Consider the following 15,204-nt stretch of genomic DNA (forward strand, 5'->3'; position numbering starts at 1 on the left):
GTTGAAGACACGCAGCACGCAGCACGCAGCACGCAGTGTCCTATCCGACCCTCGGCGCCGCGTACGTCGACGCCGCCAGCAGCGCGACGGCGCCCAGCAGGCGGTACTCCGCGGGACTGCGATCGGGGACCACGGACGTCGCGCGCGCCGCGTCCGTGAGCGTGTCCTCCACCAGCGCGCGACGCACCGGCGCGTCCAGCAGGTCCCACGCGGCCGTGATCTCGCCGCCGACGAAGATGCGCCCCGGGTTGAACACGCTCACCAGCGCCGCCAGCCCGCGCCCGATGTGCGTGCCCGTCTCCTCCAGCGCCTCGAGCGCGGCGCGCTCGCCGTCGTGGGCGCGGCGCACCACCTCCTCCACCGTCGTCGCGGGCGCGCGGCGGAGCGGCGGCTGCACCGCCTCGCGCGCGGCCGCGGCGGCGCGCTGCTCGTAGCGCGCGAGCGTCGCCGCGTTCCCGGCCAGCGCCTCCCAGCATCCGCGCTTCCCGCAGATGCACGGCGGCCCGCTGCGGTCCAGCGACACGTGCCCGAACTCGCCGGCCGTGTGCGTCTCGCCGCGCAGCACCTCGCCGCGCACCACGAGGCCCACGCCCACGCCCTCGGAGATGCTGACGTAGGCGAAGCTCTGGCTCCCGCCCAGCCCGTCCGGCGACAGCCACAGGCGCGCCAGCGCGCACGCGATCGGCGCGTTCTCGATGCGCACCTTGTAGCCCAGCCGCTCGGCCAGCCCATCGCGCAGGTCCACGTCGCGCCAGCCCAGGCGCGGCGCGTAGATCACGCGCCCCGTGCGGCGGTCCACCATGCCCGGCACCACCAGCCCCACGCCGCGCACCGTCGGCCCGTCCTCGCCGTCGGCGTCCTCCTCGCCCACGTGCGCGGCGACCAGCGCGGGGACGCACGCTGCCAGCGCGTCGATCAGCGCCTCCGGCGATGCCGGCGTCTCGAAGGCCTCGCGCGCGATCACCTGCCCGCCGAAGTCCGCCAGCGCGACCGACGTGTGGCCCGGGCGCACGTCCACCGCGACCGCGAGGTTCCGGTTGGTGCGCACGCGCAGCAGCGTCGGACGCCGGCCGCGCTGCGCGCGCGCGGTCCCGCCCTCCACCACCGAGCCGCGCGTCACCAGCTCGCGCACGAGCGGCGTGAGCAGGCTGCGGCTCACGTCCATCCGCCGCGCCAGCTCGGCGCGCGAGATGGGCTGCAGCTCGCGGATCAGGTTGAGGACGATCTGCCGGTTGACCTCGCGCGTGGTCGTCCGCGTCGCGACGCGGAAGTTGCGCGTGTTGATCTTGCGCATGGGGGCGGGAACGGTGGGGCGGAGGACGAGACGGCGGAGAACGAAACCGCGGAGAACGGAAGGGCGTGAAACGATGGGGCGTGAGACGGTGGGACGCCTTCAGGCGGCGGAGGCGGGCCGCGGCGCGCTCACGATCTCGTGCGCGGGCACCAGCACGCCGTCGCCCAGCGGCACGCGGCCGCCGGTGAGCGCGCCCAGGCCGCCGTGGTACGCCGTCTCGCCGTGCTCCGCGACGTCCACGCCCGCCAGCTCCGTGTCGAGCGACACGCGCAGCGGCTGCACGAGCTGCACGAGCGCGAGGATGCCGAGGGTCGCCGCGCCCACGAACGCCATCGTCGCCAGCACGGCGAGCAGCTGCACGCCCACCAGCGACGCGTGGCCGGCGAGCAGCCCGTCGGCGCCCGCGGGATTGACGGCCTTCGTCGCGAAGACGCCCGTCAGCAGCGCGCCCACGATCCCCGCCGCGCCGTGGCAGGCGAAGACGTCGAGCGCGTCGTCGATGCGCGTGCGCGCGCGCAGCTGGATCATCGCGTGGCTCGCGCCCGCGGCCAGCGCGCCGATCGCGAGCGCCGCGCGCGGCGTCACGAAGCCCGCCGCCGGCGTGATCGCCACCAGCCCCACCACCGCGCCCGTCGCCGCGCCCACGGCGGTGCAGGTGCCCGTGCGCGCGAGGTCGAGCAGCATCCACGCGAACAGCGCCGCGGCGGCGGCCGTGTGCGTCGTCGCCAGCGCGCCCGCGGCGACGCCGTTGGCCGCCAGCGCCGAGCCGCCGTTGAAGCCGAACCAGCCGAACCAGAGCAGCCCCGCGCCGACGAGCGTGAACGGCACGTTGTGCGGCACGATCGGCGCGCGGCCGACGCGCGTGCGCCGGCCCAGCCTCGCCGCCGCGACCACCGCCGCGGTGCCCGCGCTCACGTGCACCACCGTGCCGCCCGCGAAGTCGAGCGCGCCGAGCGCGCGGAGCCAGCCGCCGTCGCCCCACACCCAGTGCGCGAGCGGCGCGTACACGAGCGTCGACCAGAGCACCGCGAACAGCAGGTAGGCGCGGAAGCTGAGCCGCTCCACCACCGCGCCCGAGATCAGCGCCACGGTGATCGCGGCGAACATCCCCTGGTAGGCCGCGAACGCGAGATGGGGGATGGTCGCCGCGTAGGCCGCGTTCGGCGCCGCGCCGACGCCGCCCAGCCCCCAGTGCGCCAGCCCGCCGATCGCGGGCGAGCCGGGCGCGAACGCCAGCGAGTAGCCGACGAGCACCCACTGCACGCCCACGACGCCGAGGGCGGCGAGGCTCATCATCAGCGTGTTGAGCGAGTGCTTCTCGCGCACCAAGCCGCCGTAGAAGAGCGACAGGCCGGGCACCATCAGCATCACGAGCGCGGTGGACACGAGCACCCAGGCGGTGTCGCCGGCGGAGAGCGCGGCCAGCGCCGCGTCCGCGCTCATGCGTCCAGCTCCGCCGCGGCGGCAGCCGTCGCGAACGCCGACCGCGCGGCCAGCTGCACCGCGTCGGCGGTCACCGGCGTGAGCGCGGAGTTGTCGCGCTCCCCGGTGCGGATGCGGATCACCTGCTCCAGCGGCTGCACGAAGATCTTGCCGTCGCCGACGCCGCCCGTGCGCGCCGCCTCGAGGATCGCCTGGATGGTCGGCTCGACGAACGGCTCGGAGCACGCCATCTCGATCCGCACCTTGTCGTGGAACTCCAGCAGCACGCGCTCGGCGCGGTAGCTGTGGACGACCTCGCGCTCGCCGCCGTGGCCGCTGACAGGGGTCAGGGTCATGCCCGTGACGCCGGCCCGAAAGAGCGCGGCCTTGACCTCGGACAGCCGGTCGGGGCGGATGATGGCGATGATGAGCTTCACCGACGGGCCTCCCGCGCAGGGGCGCCCCGCCGGTCGGTGGGCGCGCGCCGGGGCGCGCCCCCGGCGGGGCTCCTGGCTCGCAGGTTAGTCGGGCCCGGGTCGCCCTGTCAACGAAATTCTGCGCACCGAGCACGTTTCGTCGCACAGTCGTGACGTCTGGATCGTTCCAGTGATCCGACTGCGCATTTCGTCGTGCGAATTTGGCAACGCGCGCGACAAACTCCTGGCGCGCGGGTCAACCCGTGTTCCGGAGCCCCTGCGCCAGCCCGCTCAGCGTCGCCGACAGCGCCTCGCCCACGGCCGCGTCGTCCTCCGGCGTCCCCTCCTCCCAGCGCCGGCGCAGCAGCGCGATCTGCAGCAGGGAGAGCGGGTCCACGTACGGGTTCCGCAGCGCGATCGCCGCCCGCAGCACGGGCGTGTCCGCCAGCAGCTCGTCGGTCTGGCGGATGCGCAGCACGGCCGCGACGGTCCGCGCGAACTCCGCCTCCAACCGGTCCAGGAGGCCGATGTCGGCGCCGAGCCGTGCCACGTACGCCCGCGCCACCTCCAGGTCCGCCTTGGCGCACACCATCTCGATCTTCGCCAGCAGGTCGTCGAAGAAGGGCCAGACGCGCGTCATCTCGCGCAGCGTCGCCAGCCCCTCGGGCGTCGCCGACGCCTCCTCCAGCGCCGTCCCGACGCCCAGCCAGCCGGGGAGCATGAGCCGGATCTGCGTCCAGCCGAACTGCCACGGGATGGCGCGGATCCCCGTGATCCCGGCGCCCGCCCCCGGCCGGTACGCCGGCCGCGACCCGAAGCGCGCCGCCGCCAGCTCGGCCACCGGCGTCGCCTGCAGGAAGAGCTGGAAGAGCGCGGCGTCCTCGTGCACGAGCTCCCGGTAGACCCGCAGCGACCGCTCGGAGAGCGATTCCATCACCGCGGCGAAGCGGGCCGGCGTCGCCGGATCGACCCCCTGCCGCCAGTCGTCGAACGCCTGCAGGAGCGTCCCCGCCACGGTCACCTCGAGCGTGCGCTCCGCGATGGGCGCGAGGCCGAACTGCTGCGAGATGATCTCCCCCTGCTCGGTGATCTTCACGCGCCCCTCGACCGTGTCGGGCGGGAGCGCGGCCAGCGCCCGCGCCACCGGCGACCCGCCGCCGCGCCCCACGCTCCCGCCACGCCCGTGGAAGAGGCGCAGCTCCACGCCTGCGTCGCGACAGACCGCCGCCAGCGCGTCCTGCCCCCGGTACAGCGCCCAGCTCGACGCCAGGATCCCGGCGTCCTTCCCACTGTCGGAGTAGCCGAGCATGACCTCCTGCCGCCGGCCGCGGGCGGCCAGCTGGCGGGCGTAGACCTCGTCGGCCAGCAGGGCGCGCAGCACGTCGGGCGCCGCCTCCAGGTCGGCCAGCGTCTCGAACAGCGGCACCACGTCGATCCGCGACACCGGCGGGTCCGCGGCCAGGTCCACCAGCCCCGCCTCGCGCGCCAGCAGCAGCACGCGCAGCAGGTCCTCGGGCCCCGTCGTCATCGAGATCACGTAGGTCCGCGCGGCGGCCTCGCCCGCCTCGTCCTGCACCGTGCGCACGGCGCGCAGCGTGTCGAAGGCGCGCCGCGTCGCATCCTCCATCGGAACATGGGAGCCGACCAGCGGGCGCCGACCGAGCAGCTCGCGGCGGAGCGCGTGGCCGTCCATCGGGCCGAGGCCGAGGCGTTCGGCCACGTCGTCGAGCGCCGCCTTGTGGACGTCGGCGTGGTCGCGCACGTCCATCAGGAAGCCGTGGAAGCCGTGCGCGCGCACCAGCGCGAGGAAGGGATCGAACGCGGTGCGGCACGCCTCGGTGGCGCCGGCCGCCAGCAGCGACGCGCGCACCAGCAGCAGGTCCCGCTCGAACGCCGCAGCATCCGCATAGGCCGCGGGCTCCACGTCCGGGCGCCCCGCGTCGCGCGCCGCCACGCGCCGCCGCGTCGCGTCGATGCGCGCGGCGATGAAGGTGAGCTTGAGCCGCACCGGCTCGTCGGCGTTGCGGCGGCGGTTCGCCTCCCACACGTCGGGAAGCGCGGCGCGGTCGGCGTCGAACGACGCCACCAGCGCGGGATCGGGCGCCGCGAGGTGCGCGGCGATCGACACGCGCTCGATCAATCCGTCCAGCGCCTGGCGGTAGCGGCCGAGGATGACGTGGCTCGCGCGGCGCGCTGCGGCGAGGGTGACCTCGGGCGTGACGAACGGGTTGCCGTCGCGGTCCCCGCCCACCCACGTCCCGATGCGCACCGGCGACTGCAGCCGCAGCGACTCGGCCGTCGTGTCGAACTCCTCCTCGAAGGCGCGCACCAGCACGTCGTGCGTGCGCGCGCCGGCGTCCAGCAGCCGCGTCTCCAGGTACCAGAGCACCGTGCTCACCTCGTCCAGCACCGACGGGCGGTCGCGGCGCACCTCCGCCGTCAGCCAGAGCAGCTCCACCTCGCCCTCCAGCGCGTCGTCGAGCGCGCGCTGCTCGTCGGCGGACGCGTGCTCGCGGCGCAGCAGCACGTCGGCCACGCGCGCCTGCAGCGACAGCAGCGTGCGACGCGTGCTCTCGGTGGGGTGCGCGGTGAGCACGGGGCGCACGTCGAGCCCCGCGATCGCGTCGCGCACCTCGTCGGCGGTGCGGCCCTGCGCGCGCAGCTGCTGCATCGCCCAGCGTGCGGACGCCGGCTGCGGCGCGACGTCCTGCCCCCGATACGCGTCGCGGCGCCGCACGCGGTGCACCTGCTCGGCCGTGTTGATCAGCAGGAAGAAGAGGGTGAACGCGCGCGCCGTCAGCGCCGCGAGGGGCAGCGGCAGCGCCTCCACGCGCGCCAGCAGCGCCTCCAGCGCGGGCGCGTCCGGATCGCCGCGGCGGCGGGCGCGCGAGGCGCGGCGGATCGTCTCCACCGTCTCGTACGCCTCCTCGCCCTCCAGCCGGCGGATGACGCGGCCGAGGGTGGCCGCGAGGCGCCGCACGTCCTCGTGGAGCGGGAGGTCCTCTGGACGCGTGGATGGCGGCGTGGCCGGGGCGGGCGTCGCGGCGGCGGTCATGGCGGTGGAGGAGGGAAGACGGGACGTGCCGTTCGCTGCACGGATCGACGGTTGGCTGCAGGGATGGGCGGAGCGTCTGCGCGTCGCGTGCCGGCCGGGCTACCGTGTGCGCGTCGGTCCCCGCCGCGCAAGCGTCCCCTCACTCTCCGAACCCATGTCGCGTCCTGACTCGCGTTCCCGCGATCTCGTCTCCGGCGCCCTGCTCGTCACTGGCGGCCTGCTCGGCGCCGCGGTGCCTGTCGTCCACCCGATGAAGGTCACCGGCTACTACTCGCACCCGATGACCGGGCCGTCGCACCTGCTGCTGCTGGCGGCGGTGCTGCTGGTGTCGCTCGGGCTGCCGGGGCTCGTCGCCCGTCAGCCCGAGGCGCTGCGGCGCTGGGCCGCGCTCGGCGCCGCCGGCGTGTTCGTCGGCGAGTGGCTGCTGGACGGCACCCACGGCATCGTCGACGGCGCCGTGCTGCCCGCGGTGGTGCACGCCGCGCACGCCGGCAACGTCGACCCGGTCCCACTGGTCACCGCGGTGCAGAACGGCCCGCTCGGCGTGCTGACCGACCTCGGCGTGCCGGTGATGATCCTCGGCTGTGTCACGCTGGGCGTGGCGCTCTTCCGCGGCGCGGCGGCGACGCGGCTGCCGCGCGCGGCGGCCGTGCTGCTCGCCGCCTGCTGGGCGCTCTTCCCACTCCGCTTCGTCTTCCCGGTGGTGGCCGGTGCGGACGTCGCGCTCCCGTACGTGTCGCTGCTGGTCGTCGGCGCGTCCCTCTGGCGCGCGCCGGAGACCGCGCCTGCGCGCGCGGTGTCGCATGGCACGCCGTCCCCGACGCCCGCCTGAGTGGCGCGCGCGGTAGCTTGTGCGGGTCCCCCCACCCGCCGCGCGCGATGCCCGTCCGCCCACCGCTCCGCTCTCCGCGTCCATCCATCGGGCTCGCGCTCCTGGCGCTGTGGGCGGTCCCGGTGCTCGTGACCACCGGGCAGGCGTGGGCGGCCGCAGGCAGCGCGGCGTCGCTGGGATCGATCGTGGTGCGGGGCGCCGCGTTCTGGTCGTTCTGGATCGTCGCCGCGCCGCTCATCGCGTGGCTCGTGCGGCGCGTGCCGCCGGCGCCAGGGCAGTGGACGCGCGCGATCCCGGTGCACCTCGCGGCGTCGGTCGTCGTGTCGATCGCGTCGCAGCTCTTCTACGGCGTCATCCGGCGCCTCGAGGGCGCGTTCATCCCGCCCGAGTACCGCACGCTCGGCAGCAGCGTGCGCGCGATCCTGCTGGACGAGTGGCTCGGCGTGGGGATGCTGCTGTACGCGGCCGTCGCGGGCGCCGTCGTCGCGCTCGACATGACGCGGCGCTACCACGCGCGCGACACGCACGCGGCGCAGCGCGAGGCGGAGCTGGAGACGCAGCTGGTGCAGGCGCAGCTCGACGCGCTGCGGGCGCAGCTCAACCCGCACTTCCTGTTCAACGCGCTCAACTCGGTGGCGATGCTGGTGCGCGCGGGCGCACGCTCGGAAGCGGTGCGCGTGCTCGCGGGCTTGGGCGAGCTGCTGCGGCACGTGCTGTACGGACGGGGCACGCCCGAGGTCGCGCTGCGCGAGGAGCTGGCGTTCGTGGAGCGCTACCTCGCGATCGAGCGCGTGCGCTTCGGCGACCGGCTGCGCGTGGCGGTGGACGTGGAGCCGGACGCGATGGACGCGGCGGTGCCCAACCTGCTGCTCCAGCCGCTGGTGGAGAACGCGCTCAAGCACGGCGTCGCGCCGCGCCCCGACGGCGGCAGCGTGACCCTGCGCGCGCGCGCCGACGGCGACGTGCTGCGCGTCGAGGTGCACGACGATGGCGGCGCGCTCGCCGGGCGCGAGGCGCCCGCGGGCCCCGGCCTCGGCCTCGCCAACACGCGCGCGCGGCTGGCGCGGCTCTACGGCGCCGACGCGCGCCTGCGCGTGAGCGGTGACACCGACGGCACGCGCGCGGTCGTCGAGCTGCCGCTGCGCCGCGCGGACGCGGCGAGTCCGGCGGACGCGGGAGCGGCGGCGTGAGCGCCGCATCGAACGTCGTCCGCGCGATCGTCGTCGACGACGAGCCGCTGGCGCGCGCCGGCCTGCGCGCGCTGCTGGCCGAGGATCCCGAGGTCGAGGTGGTGGCGGAGTGCGCGAACGGGCGCGAGGCGGTGGACGCGCTGCGCGCGCACGCGCCGGACCTCGTGCTGCTCGACGTGCAGATGCCGGGGCTCGACGGCTTCGGCGTGGTGCGCGAGATCGGCGTCGACCGCATGCCCGTCGTCGTGTTCGCGACCGCGTTCGACCAGTACGCGCTGCGCGCGTTCGAGGCGCGCGCGCTGGACTACCTGCTCAAGCCCTTCACCGACGAGCGGTTCCGCGAGGTGCTCGCGCGCGCCAAGGAGCAGGTGCGGCAGCGGCGCGTGGGCGCTCGGGGCGCGCAGCTGGCCGCGCAGCTCGCGGCGCTGCTCGCGTCGGGCGGGGTGCCGGAAGCACCCGCCACGCCGCCGACGCCCGCCGCGCCCGCGCGCGTCGCCGTGCGGCTGGGCAACCGGACCGCCTTCGTGCGGCTCGACGACGTGGACTGGGTGGAGGCCGCCGACTACTACGTGCGCCTGCACGTCGCCGGGACCTCGCACCTGCTGCGCGAGTCGATGGACGAGATGGAGGCGCGCCTCGACCCGCGGCGCTTCGTGCGCGTGCACCGCTCGGCCATCGTGAACGTGGCCCGCGTGCGCGAGCTGCGCTCGGCCGCCGCGGGACGGCACGAGGTCGTGCTGCGCGACGGGACGCGCCTGCCGCTCAGCCGCAGCCGACGGGAGCTGGTCGCGCGCGCGCTCGCCGAGGCGGGCTGACGCCCACGCGCGGTGCGCGCTTCTTGCGCGTTGGCGTCGCGAGCCCGTCCACCGCACGCCACCGGAGCCCCGCGATGCGCCGAACGACCGTCCTCGCCGCGATCCTCGCCACCACCAGCGCCGCCTGCGGGCCCGCCGGGCGCGACGTGCCCGCGGACACCAACCGCGCCGCGGTCGGCGACACGGCGGCCGTCGCCGGCGGCCCGCTGACCGAACGTGGCGTGCTCACGCTCATGTCGGCGCTCAACGGCGCCGAGATCGGCGCCGCGAAGGGCGTGATGTCCCGGATCGGCGACCCGACCGTGCGCCGCTACGCGCAGGCGATGGTCGCCGACCACGGCGCGATGGACTCCGCCGTGAAGGCGCTGCCGCTGAACGACACGCCGCTGCCGGTGCCGCCCGCGCAGTTCATCACGATGCACGCGGCGTCGTCGCACCTCTCGGCCGTCCTGGGCGCGATGCCGGCCGGTCCGGCGCTCGACCGCGCGTACGTCGCCAGCCAGGTGGCCGACCACTCGCAGGCGATGGACAGCCTGCGGCACTGGCGCGGCGCCGTGCGGGACGGCGGGCTGCGCACGGCGCTCGACGGCGCGCTGGCGAAGGTGCAGGAGCACCTCGACGAGGCGCGCGCCATCCAGTCCGCGCTCGGCGGCGGCGTGGACAGCGCCGGCTCGCCGCGCCCCGTGCCGCAGCTCCGGCCCGCCGAGATCTTCCAGGCGCCCGCGCAGCTCGACCAGCAGCGCCCCGACACGGCCACCGCGCGCTCCCAGCGGCAGGTGCGGCCCGACACCACGCGCCGCGACAGCGCGCGCGCCACGGGCGTGCGCCGGCCGTAGCGCGCGTGCGCTCGGTGCACGTCTCTACACCGGACCCCTCTGCCTATTGGGGAGGACGCGGATGCTCCGGATGCGGCGGATTCGACGGATCGCTCCGCGTGGCGCCGACGTCCCATGCGCTCCGAGGAGCGATCCGCATGATCCGCTCGATCCGGAGCATCCGCGTCCTCCCCAAGAGCCGAAGGGGTCCGGCGGATCGGCACTGACGCGTCACTCGCCGCTCGTCACCTGCGCGTGGTTCACCGCGGCCACCAGCACCACACCGCCCAGCGTGTTGCCCAGCAGCACCGGCGGCAGCCAGCCGGTGAGGTAGGTCGCGTACGAGATCTCGCCGCGTGCCGCGAGGTGCAGCACCTCCACCGAGCCGACGATCACGTGCGCCAGCTCGCCGGCGCCCACCAGCCACGTCATCACGACGATGGTGAGGAGCTTCGCGCCCGCCTCGGCCGCCGGGAGCATCCACACCATCAGCGCGATGATCCAGCCCGCGAATACCGCGCGGATGAACAGCGTCCCGAACCCGCCCGCGACCGCCTCGCGGCCGATGTCCACGAACGACGCGCGCACGTCGGACGAGAACGCGTCGGTGTGTGCGACCACCAGCGCGAACAGCAGCGCGCCGACGAGGTTCGTCACCAGCACGATCGCCCACAGCCGCAGCACGCGCCCGAGCATCTCGCCGCTGCGCGTGCTCATGAGCGGGACGATCGGCGTCAGCGTGTTCTCCGTGTAGAGCTGCTGGCTGCCGAGGATCACCGCCAGGAATCCAATCGGGTAGCCGAGCTTCGTCACCAGCGGCCGCCACACCTCGGCCGGCAGGTGCGTGCGCAGCGCGCCCTCGGCCACCATCGAGAGGCCCATCGACAGCCCGGCGGCGAGCCCCGACCACGCGAGCGCGGACGGCGCGCGGTCGAGCTCCTTCATCCCCTCGCGCCGGATCGCCTCGTGGTTGACGCCCGCCCCGGGCGCCTCCTGCTCGATCGCCTTCTGCTCCTCGTCGGGCTCGAGCTGTGCGGCGTCGTGGCCGCGGTCGTCCGCGCTCATGCGGGCCGTCCGAGCGGCGCCGCCGCGCGCGGCGGACGCGGGGAGCGCTCACGCACCGCGCCGTCGCGCAGCAGCCGCGCGAGCAGCCAGAGCGCGGCCAGCAGGTAGCTCATCCCGCCCGGGATCCACATGATGATCCCTCCCAGCTCCTGGTCCTGGAGCGGCATCAGCCCCCACGGTGCGGTGGTGGCGGCGTACGCCGGATACCACAGGCGCGTCGACACGGTCAGCAGCGCGCCGAGCACGCTGGTCGCGAGCATCGCCGCGAACAGGTACGTGACGGCCGCCCCGCGCCGCGTCGCGCGTCCGTGCAGCAGCGCCCACCAGAAGAGCAGGGCGGAGCCGAAGAAGCTGACGTGCTGCGCGGCGTGCACGCCCTCGTGGCGCAGCGTCGCCTGGTAGAGCACCGGCAGGTGCCAGAGCACCAGCGCGCCCACGTGCAGCCACCACGCGTGGAGCGGCGTGCGCAGCCAGCGCCACGCCGACGCGACGGCGGGCGTCCGCGCCGCGGCGCCCAGTCGCGTGCGCGCGCGCCGCGGCAGCGCCCACAGCGTGGGGACGAGCGGACGCCCCGCGACCAGCAGCGGCGCGGCCACCACCATCAGCAGCTCGTGCTGCGCCATGTGGGCCGAGAAGAGCACGCCGCCCAGCGGGTGCAGCGGCGACAGCAGCGCGAGGGCGAGCGCGAGCCAGCCCAGCGCGAACGCCATGACGGCGCCGCCGTGCACGCCGCGCCCGCGGCCGGCGCGCGCCCAGAGCGCGTGCACGCCGCGCGCGTACAGTGCCGCCGACGCGGCCAGCGGCAGCGCGAACAGCGGCTCCGCGCTCCACGCGGACCACAGGTCGTGCGGGGCCAGCGGCGCGCCGGCGTGCAGCAGGAGCGGTGGCAGCGTCGCCACGCGTCAGTTGGGCTTGATGGTGTAGAGGTACGCCACGATGTGGCGCGCGTCGCGCTCGGAGACGTCGAGGTTCGGCATCGCGGTGCGCGGGTCCACGCCCTGCGGGTCGCGCACCCAGCGCACGAGGTTGTCCGGGGTGTGCTGCAGCACGCCCGCGATGTACGACTGCGTCTGCAGGCCCTGCAGCGACGGGCCCACGCCACCGGTGGCGCCGGGCACGCCCGGGATCTTGTGGCAGGAGCCGCAGCCGTAGTGCTGGATCAGCGCGCGCCCCTTCCGCGGGTCGCCGCCGTGCGTCATCAGCGAGGCCTCGCGCTCGTAGTCCACGTCACGGCGGCAGGCGGAAGCGATTGCCAGCAGCGCGACCGCCGCCGCGAGCAGCGTGCGGATGCGGGGCGCGGCGCTCACTGCCGGCACGGGTCGAGGAAGAGCTGCGGCAGCCACTGGCTCACGATCACCAGCGCCGAGAGCGCGCTGATCCCGACGCCGACGACCGCCAGCGTACGGGTGCGGCCGACGGGCCCGCCCTCGTCACCCGGGTCCGCGCCGCGCGCCGCGGGGCGCCACTGCGACGCCGCGGCGACGCCCGACCCGATGGCGAGCAGCAGCGCCACGAGCGCGGTGACGTGCACCATCGCCACGGCGGTGCCGGACTCGCACGCCCACATCTGCGCGATCGTGTACTTCACCTGCAGGCCCAAGAGCAGCGCCAGCGGCCCGCCGACCACGCCGATGGTCTGCGCGACGTCGCCGCGCGCGGGCCAGCGCGAGTAGCCGGCCTCGCGGCGTGCCTGCTCGGAGGATGAGGCGTGGTCCATCAGAGCACCCGCGGGCCGAGGAACACGAGCAGGTAGAGCAGCAGCCACGCCACCGAGAGGAAGCGCTCGTAGATCGCCGTGTCCTCGACGTCGGAGAAGTGGCGCGGCTGCACCCGGTCGGTGAAGAAGATGGCGGTCAGCACCGCGCTCTCGAGCACGTCGGTGGCCATCAGCGACGTGTGGGCGACCAGGGCCAGCCACACGCCGGAGCCGTACGCGTTGGTGTCCCAGCGCACGTTGAGCGCCTGGAGATCGAACCAGCGCAGCACGAGGGCCAGCAGCCCGACCGCCGAGCCGATCACCAGCCAGCGCCGCACGCCCGCGAGGTCGAAGCGCTTGGCGGCGCGCTCGGCGAGGCCGTACGGGATCAGCTTCAGCAGGAGCACGGCGAGGGTGATCGTCGGGATCAGCAGGTCGGGGTTCGCCGTCGGGCGCGGCGGCCACTCGGCGGCGTTCGTGCGCAGGTACAGGTAGGCGGCGGCCGCGATCGCGAGCGTCGTCCCCTCGATCGCCATGAAGCCGACGGTCCCCCACCACACGAGCCCGCGGTGGCCGAAGACGGTGTCCGGCAGCACCGACACGTCGATCGTCAGCCGGTCGGGCGAGCGGCGGTCGGGGGGCACGGGGCTCAGGGGGCTCAGGGGGCTCATGCGCCGCCCTCCGCGGGCGTCGTCACGCCCGGCGCCTGGTTCGGCCGCCGCGGCCAGCCCCACGCCACCAGCGGCGGGAAGAGCAGCGCGCTGCCGAAGACGACCGCCCACGGCGTGAACATCAGCGCGATGAAGAACACGCTCACCGCGATCGCCGCGACGAACGGCCAGATCGTCGGCTCGGGATCCGGATGGCGGTGGTCCGGCTCCGCGTCCATCGCGGTCGTGACGAGGATCTCGCGGCGGTCGGTCGCGAGCCCGACGACGACGGGTGCGTCGGGCGTGCGGTCCCACAGTGGCGCGCGGCCCTGCACGACGGGCGGGCGCGCGAAGTTGTACGGCGGCGGCGGCGAGCTGGTGCCCCACTCCAGCGAGTCGGACACCCACGGGTCGTCGCCCGCGCGCACGCCGCGCCGTGCGCTCCACAGCACGTTGCCGACGAACGCGAGCACGCTCAGCGCGATGACGTACGCGCCCGCCGTCGCCAGCTGGTTGTTGCCCGTCCACCCCATCCCGTCGGGATACGTGTAGACGCGCCGCGGCATCCCGTCGAGCCCCAGCAGGTGCATCGGGAAGAACGTCAGGTTGACGCCCACGAGCCAGAGCGCGAAGTGCAGCTTGCCCATCCGCTCGCTCAGCATCCGCCCGGTCCACTTGGGGAACCAGTAGTAGATGGCCGCGAACAGCGGGAAGGCGCCGCCGCCGAGCAGCACGTAGTGCAGGTGCGCGACCACGAAGTAGCTGTCGTGGACCTGCTGGTCGAACGGCACCGACGCCAGCATCACGCCCGTCAGCCCGCCGATGATGAACGTGACGAAGAATCCGAGGATGAAGAGGAACGAGGTCGTGAACTGCAGCCGCCCCGTCCAGATGGTCACGATCCAGCAGAAGATCTGCACCGCCGTCGGGATCGTGATCATGATGCTCGTCGCCGTGAAGAAGCTGGAGGCGAGCTGCAGGATCCCGGTCGCGAACATGTGGTGGACCCACACGCCGAACCCGAGGAAGGCGGTGGCGATGGACGACAGCACCACGGCGTTGTGGCCGAACACCGGCCGCCGCGTGAACGCCGGCAGCAGCGCGGAGATGAACCCCGTGGCCGGGATGAAGATGATGTAGACCTCGGGGTGCCCGAACCACCAGAAGAAGTGCTGCCAGAGCAGCGGGTCGCCCCCCTCGGCCACGTTGAAGAAGTGCGTGCCGACGAGCCGGTCCATCGCCAGCATCTGGCTCGCGGTGGCGATCATCGACAGCGACGGGATCACCATGAACGCGGTGACCAGCATCGCCCACACGAAGATCGGCATCCGGCCCAGCGTCATGCCGGGCGCGCGGCACTTGAGCGCCGTGACGATGATCTCGACCGCGCTGATGAGCCCCGAGATCTCCGTGAACGTGATCATCTGCGCCCACACGTCCACGCGCTTGCCGGGCGAGAACTCCGGGCCGCTGAGGGGCACGTAGCTGAACCAGCCCGTGTCGGGGCCCGTGTCGGACAGCAGCGCCACCCACAGCAGGATGCCGCCGAACAGGTAGACCCAGTAGCCCAGCGCGTTGAGGCGCGGGAAGGCCACGTTGCGCGCGCCGACGAGCAGCGGGACCATGTAGAGCCCCATCGCCAGCATCACGGGGACGGCGAACAGGAACATCATGTTCGTGCCGTGCACCGTGAAGAGCTGGTTGTAGCGGTCGGGCCCCACCAGCTGGTTCTCCGGCCGCAGTAGCTGCGTGCGCATGATCAGCGCGTCGATGCCGCCGAGCGCGAAGAAGGCGAACGCGGTCATCACGTAGCGCTTGGCGATGCGCTTGTGGTCGACCGTCGTCAGCCAGCCGCGCAGCCCGCTCGCATCGGCCCAGGTGCGGGCCAGCTCGCGCACCTCGCGCACGTCGGCCGGCTCAGCGGCCGGGAGGGGCGGGATGCTCGCCGGCATGC

At 74.7% G+C, this 15,204-nt stretch carries 14 protein-coding genes; 4 read left to right on the forward strand and 10 right to left on the reverse strand.

Translation table 11 applies throughout. The features are described 5' to 3' along the window. Positions 1-40 precede the first annotated feature (40 nt). From rosag_RS02050 to ppc, 4 genes are all read right to left on the reverse strand, one after another. A complete protein-coding gene (locus rosag_RS02050; RefSeq protein WP_284348347.1) occupies positions 41-1,294 on the reverse strand; it encodes an ROK family transcriptional regulator in 1,254 nt (417 codons plus the stop codon). A gap of 99 nt (positions 1,295-1,393) precedes the next feature. Continuing rightward, positions 1,394-2,737, reverse strand: a complete 1,344-nt coding sequence (locus tag rosag_RS02055) for an ammonium transporter (protein ID WP_284348348.1) — start codon at positions 2,735-2,737, stop codon at positions 1,394-1,396. After that, the gene (locus tag rosag_RS02060) at positions 2,734-3,153 is read right to left on the reverse strand and encodes a P-II family nitrogen regulator (protein WP_284348349.1); all 420 of its coding nucleotides are present in this window, start codon (positions 3,151-3,153) and stop codon (positions 2,734-2,736) included. The genes rosag_RS02055 and rosag_RS02060 overlap by 4 nt, the downstream gene beginning before the upstream one ends. A gap of 235 nt (positions 3,154-3,388) precedes the next feature. Next, positions 3,389-6,187 (reverse strand): phosphoenolpyruvate carboxylase, encoded by a 2,799-nt coding sequence (ppc, locus tag rosag_RS02065; protein WP_284348350.1) that lies wholly within the window; start codon positions 6,185-6,187, stop codon positions 3,389-3,391. Between the two features lie 154 nt (positions 6,188-6,341). Between ppc and rosag_RS02070 the strand changes: the two genes are divergently transcribed. From rosag_RS02070 to rosag_RS02085, 4 genes are all read left to right on the forward strand, one after another. Beyond that, the gene (locus rosag_RS02070; protein WP_284348351.1) at positions 6,342-7,019 is read left to right on the forward strand and encodes a hypothetical protein; all 678 of its coding nucleotides are present in this window, start codon (positions 6,342-6,344) and stop codon (positions 7,017-7,019) included. Between the two features lie 47 nt (positions 7,020-7,066). Beyond that, complete coding sequence (locus rosag_RS02075) at positions 7,067-8,209, forward strand: sensor histidine kinase (protein ID WP_284348352.1); 1,143 nt, start codon at positions 7,067-7,069, stop codon at positions 8,207-8,209. Further along, on the forward strand, positions 8,206-9,024 hold the full coding sequence (locus rosag_RS02080; protein WP_284348353.1) for a LytR/AlgR family response regulator transcription factor: 819 nt from the start codon (positions 8,206-8,208) through the stop codon (positions 9,022-9,024). The genes rosag_RS02075 and rosag_RS02080 overlap by 4 nt, the downstream gene beginning before the upstream one ends. Before the next feature lie 74 nt (positions 9,025-9,098). Continuing rightward, the gene (locus rosag_RS02085) at positions 9,099-9,860 is read left to right on the forward strand and encodes a DUF4142 domain-containing protein (protein WP_284348354.1); all 762 of its coding nucleotides are present in this window, start codon (positions 9,099-9,101) and stop codon (positions 9,858-9,860) included. 210 nt (positions 9,861-10,070) lie between these two features. On the opposite strand, the gene rosag_RS02090 is transcribed toward rosag_RS02085, so the two are convergent. Genes rosag_RS02090 through ctaD form a run of 6 tightly spaced genes read right to left on the reverse strand, consistent with a single transcriptional unit; the run spans position 10,071 to position 15,202 of the window. Continuing rightward, on the reverse strand, positions 10,071-10,904 hold the full coding sequence (locus rosag_RS02090) for a formate/nitrite transporter family protein (protein ID WP_284348355.1): 834 nt from the start codon (positions 10,902-10,904) through the stop codon (positions 10,071-10,073). Beyond that, positions 10,901-11,803: a cytochrome c oxidase assembly protein gene (locus tag rosag_RS02095; protein WP_284348356.1), complete on the reverse strand. Its 903-nt coding sequence runs from the start codon at positions 11,801-11,803 to the stop codon at positions 10,901-10,903. The genes rosag_RS02090 and rosag_RS02095 overlap by 4 nt, the downstream gene beginning before the upstream one ends. Before the next feature lie 3 nt (positions 11,804-11,806). Next, complete coding sequence (locus tag rosag_RS02100) at positions 11,807-12,211, reverse strand: c-type cytochrome (RefSeq protein ID WP_284348357.1); 405 nt, start codon at positions 12,209-12,211, stop codon at positions 11,807-11,809. Next, the gene (locus rosag_RS02105) at positions 12,208-12,621 is read right to left on the reverse strand and encodes a hypothetical protein (RefSeq protein WP_284348358.1); all 414 of its coding nucleotides are present in this window, start codon (positions 12,619-12,621) and stop codon (positions 12,208-12,210) included. Before rosag_RS02105 ends, rosag_RS02100 begins: the two co-directional genes overlap by 4 nt. After that, positions 12,621-13,244, reverse strand: a complete 624-nt coding sequence (locus tag rosag_RS02110; protein WP_284348359.1) for a cytochrome c oxidase subunit 3 — start codon at positions 13,242-13,244, stop codon at positions 12,621-12,623. The genes rosag_RS02105 and rosag_RS02110 overlap by 1 nt, the downstream gene beginning before the upstream one ends. 23 nt (positions 13,245-13,267) lie before the next feature. Next, positions 13,268-15,202: a cytochrome c oxidase subunit I gene (gene ctaD, locus rosag_RS02115; protein ID WP_345784809.1), complete on the reverse strand. Its 1,935-nt coding sequence runs from the start codon at positions 15,200-15,202 to the stop codon at positions 13,268-13,270. Positions 15,203-15,204 lie beyond the last annotated feature (2 nt).

Source organism: Roseisolibacter agri (genome assembly GCF_030159095.1).
GTDB classification, from domain to species: domain Bacteria; phylum Gemmatimonadota; class Gemmatimonadetes; order Gemmatimonadales; family Gemmatimonadaceae; genus Roseisolibacter; species Roseisolibacter agri.

Coding starts and splice junctions, on each gene's coding strand:
- rosag_RS02050 (WP_284348347.1), bottom strand. CDS start 1,294: ATGCGCAAGATCAACACGCGCAACTTCCGCGTCGCGACGCGGACGACC.
- rosag_RS02055 (WP_284348348.1), bottom strand. CDS start 2,737: ATGAGCGCGGACGCGGCGCTGGCCGCGCTCTCCGCCGGCGACACCGCC.
- ppc (WP_284348350.1), bottom strand. CDS start 6,187: ATGACCGCCGCCGCGACGCCCGCCCCGGCCACGCCGCCATCCACGCGT.
- rosag_RS02070 (WP_284348351.1), top strand. CDS start 6,342: ATGTCGCGTCCTGACTCGCGTTCCCGCGATCTCGTCTCCGGCGCCCTG.
- rosag_RS02075 (WP_284348352.1), top strand. CDS start 7,067: ATGCCCGTCCGCCCACCGCTCCGCTCTCCGCGTCCATCCATCGGGCTC.
- rosag_RS02085 (WP_284348354.1), top strand. CDS start 9,099: ATGCGCCGAACGACCGTCCTCGCCGCGATCCTCGCCACCACCAGCGCC.
- rosag_RS02090 (WP_284348355.1), bottom strand. CDS start 10,904: ATGAGCGCGGACGACCGCGGCCACGACGCCGCACAGCTCGAGCCCGAC.
- rosag_RS02105 (WP_284348358.1), bottom strand. CDS start 12,621: ATGGACCACGCCTCATCCTCCGAGCAGGCACGCCGCGAGGCCGGCTAC.
- ctaD (WP_345784809.1), bottom strand. CDS start 15,202: ATGCCGGCGAGCATCCCGCCCCTCCCGGCCGCTGAGCCGGCCGACGTG.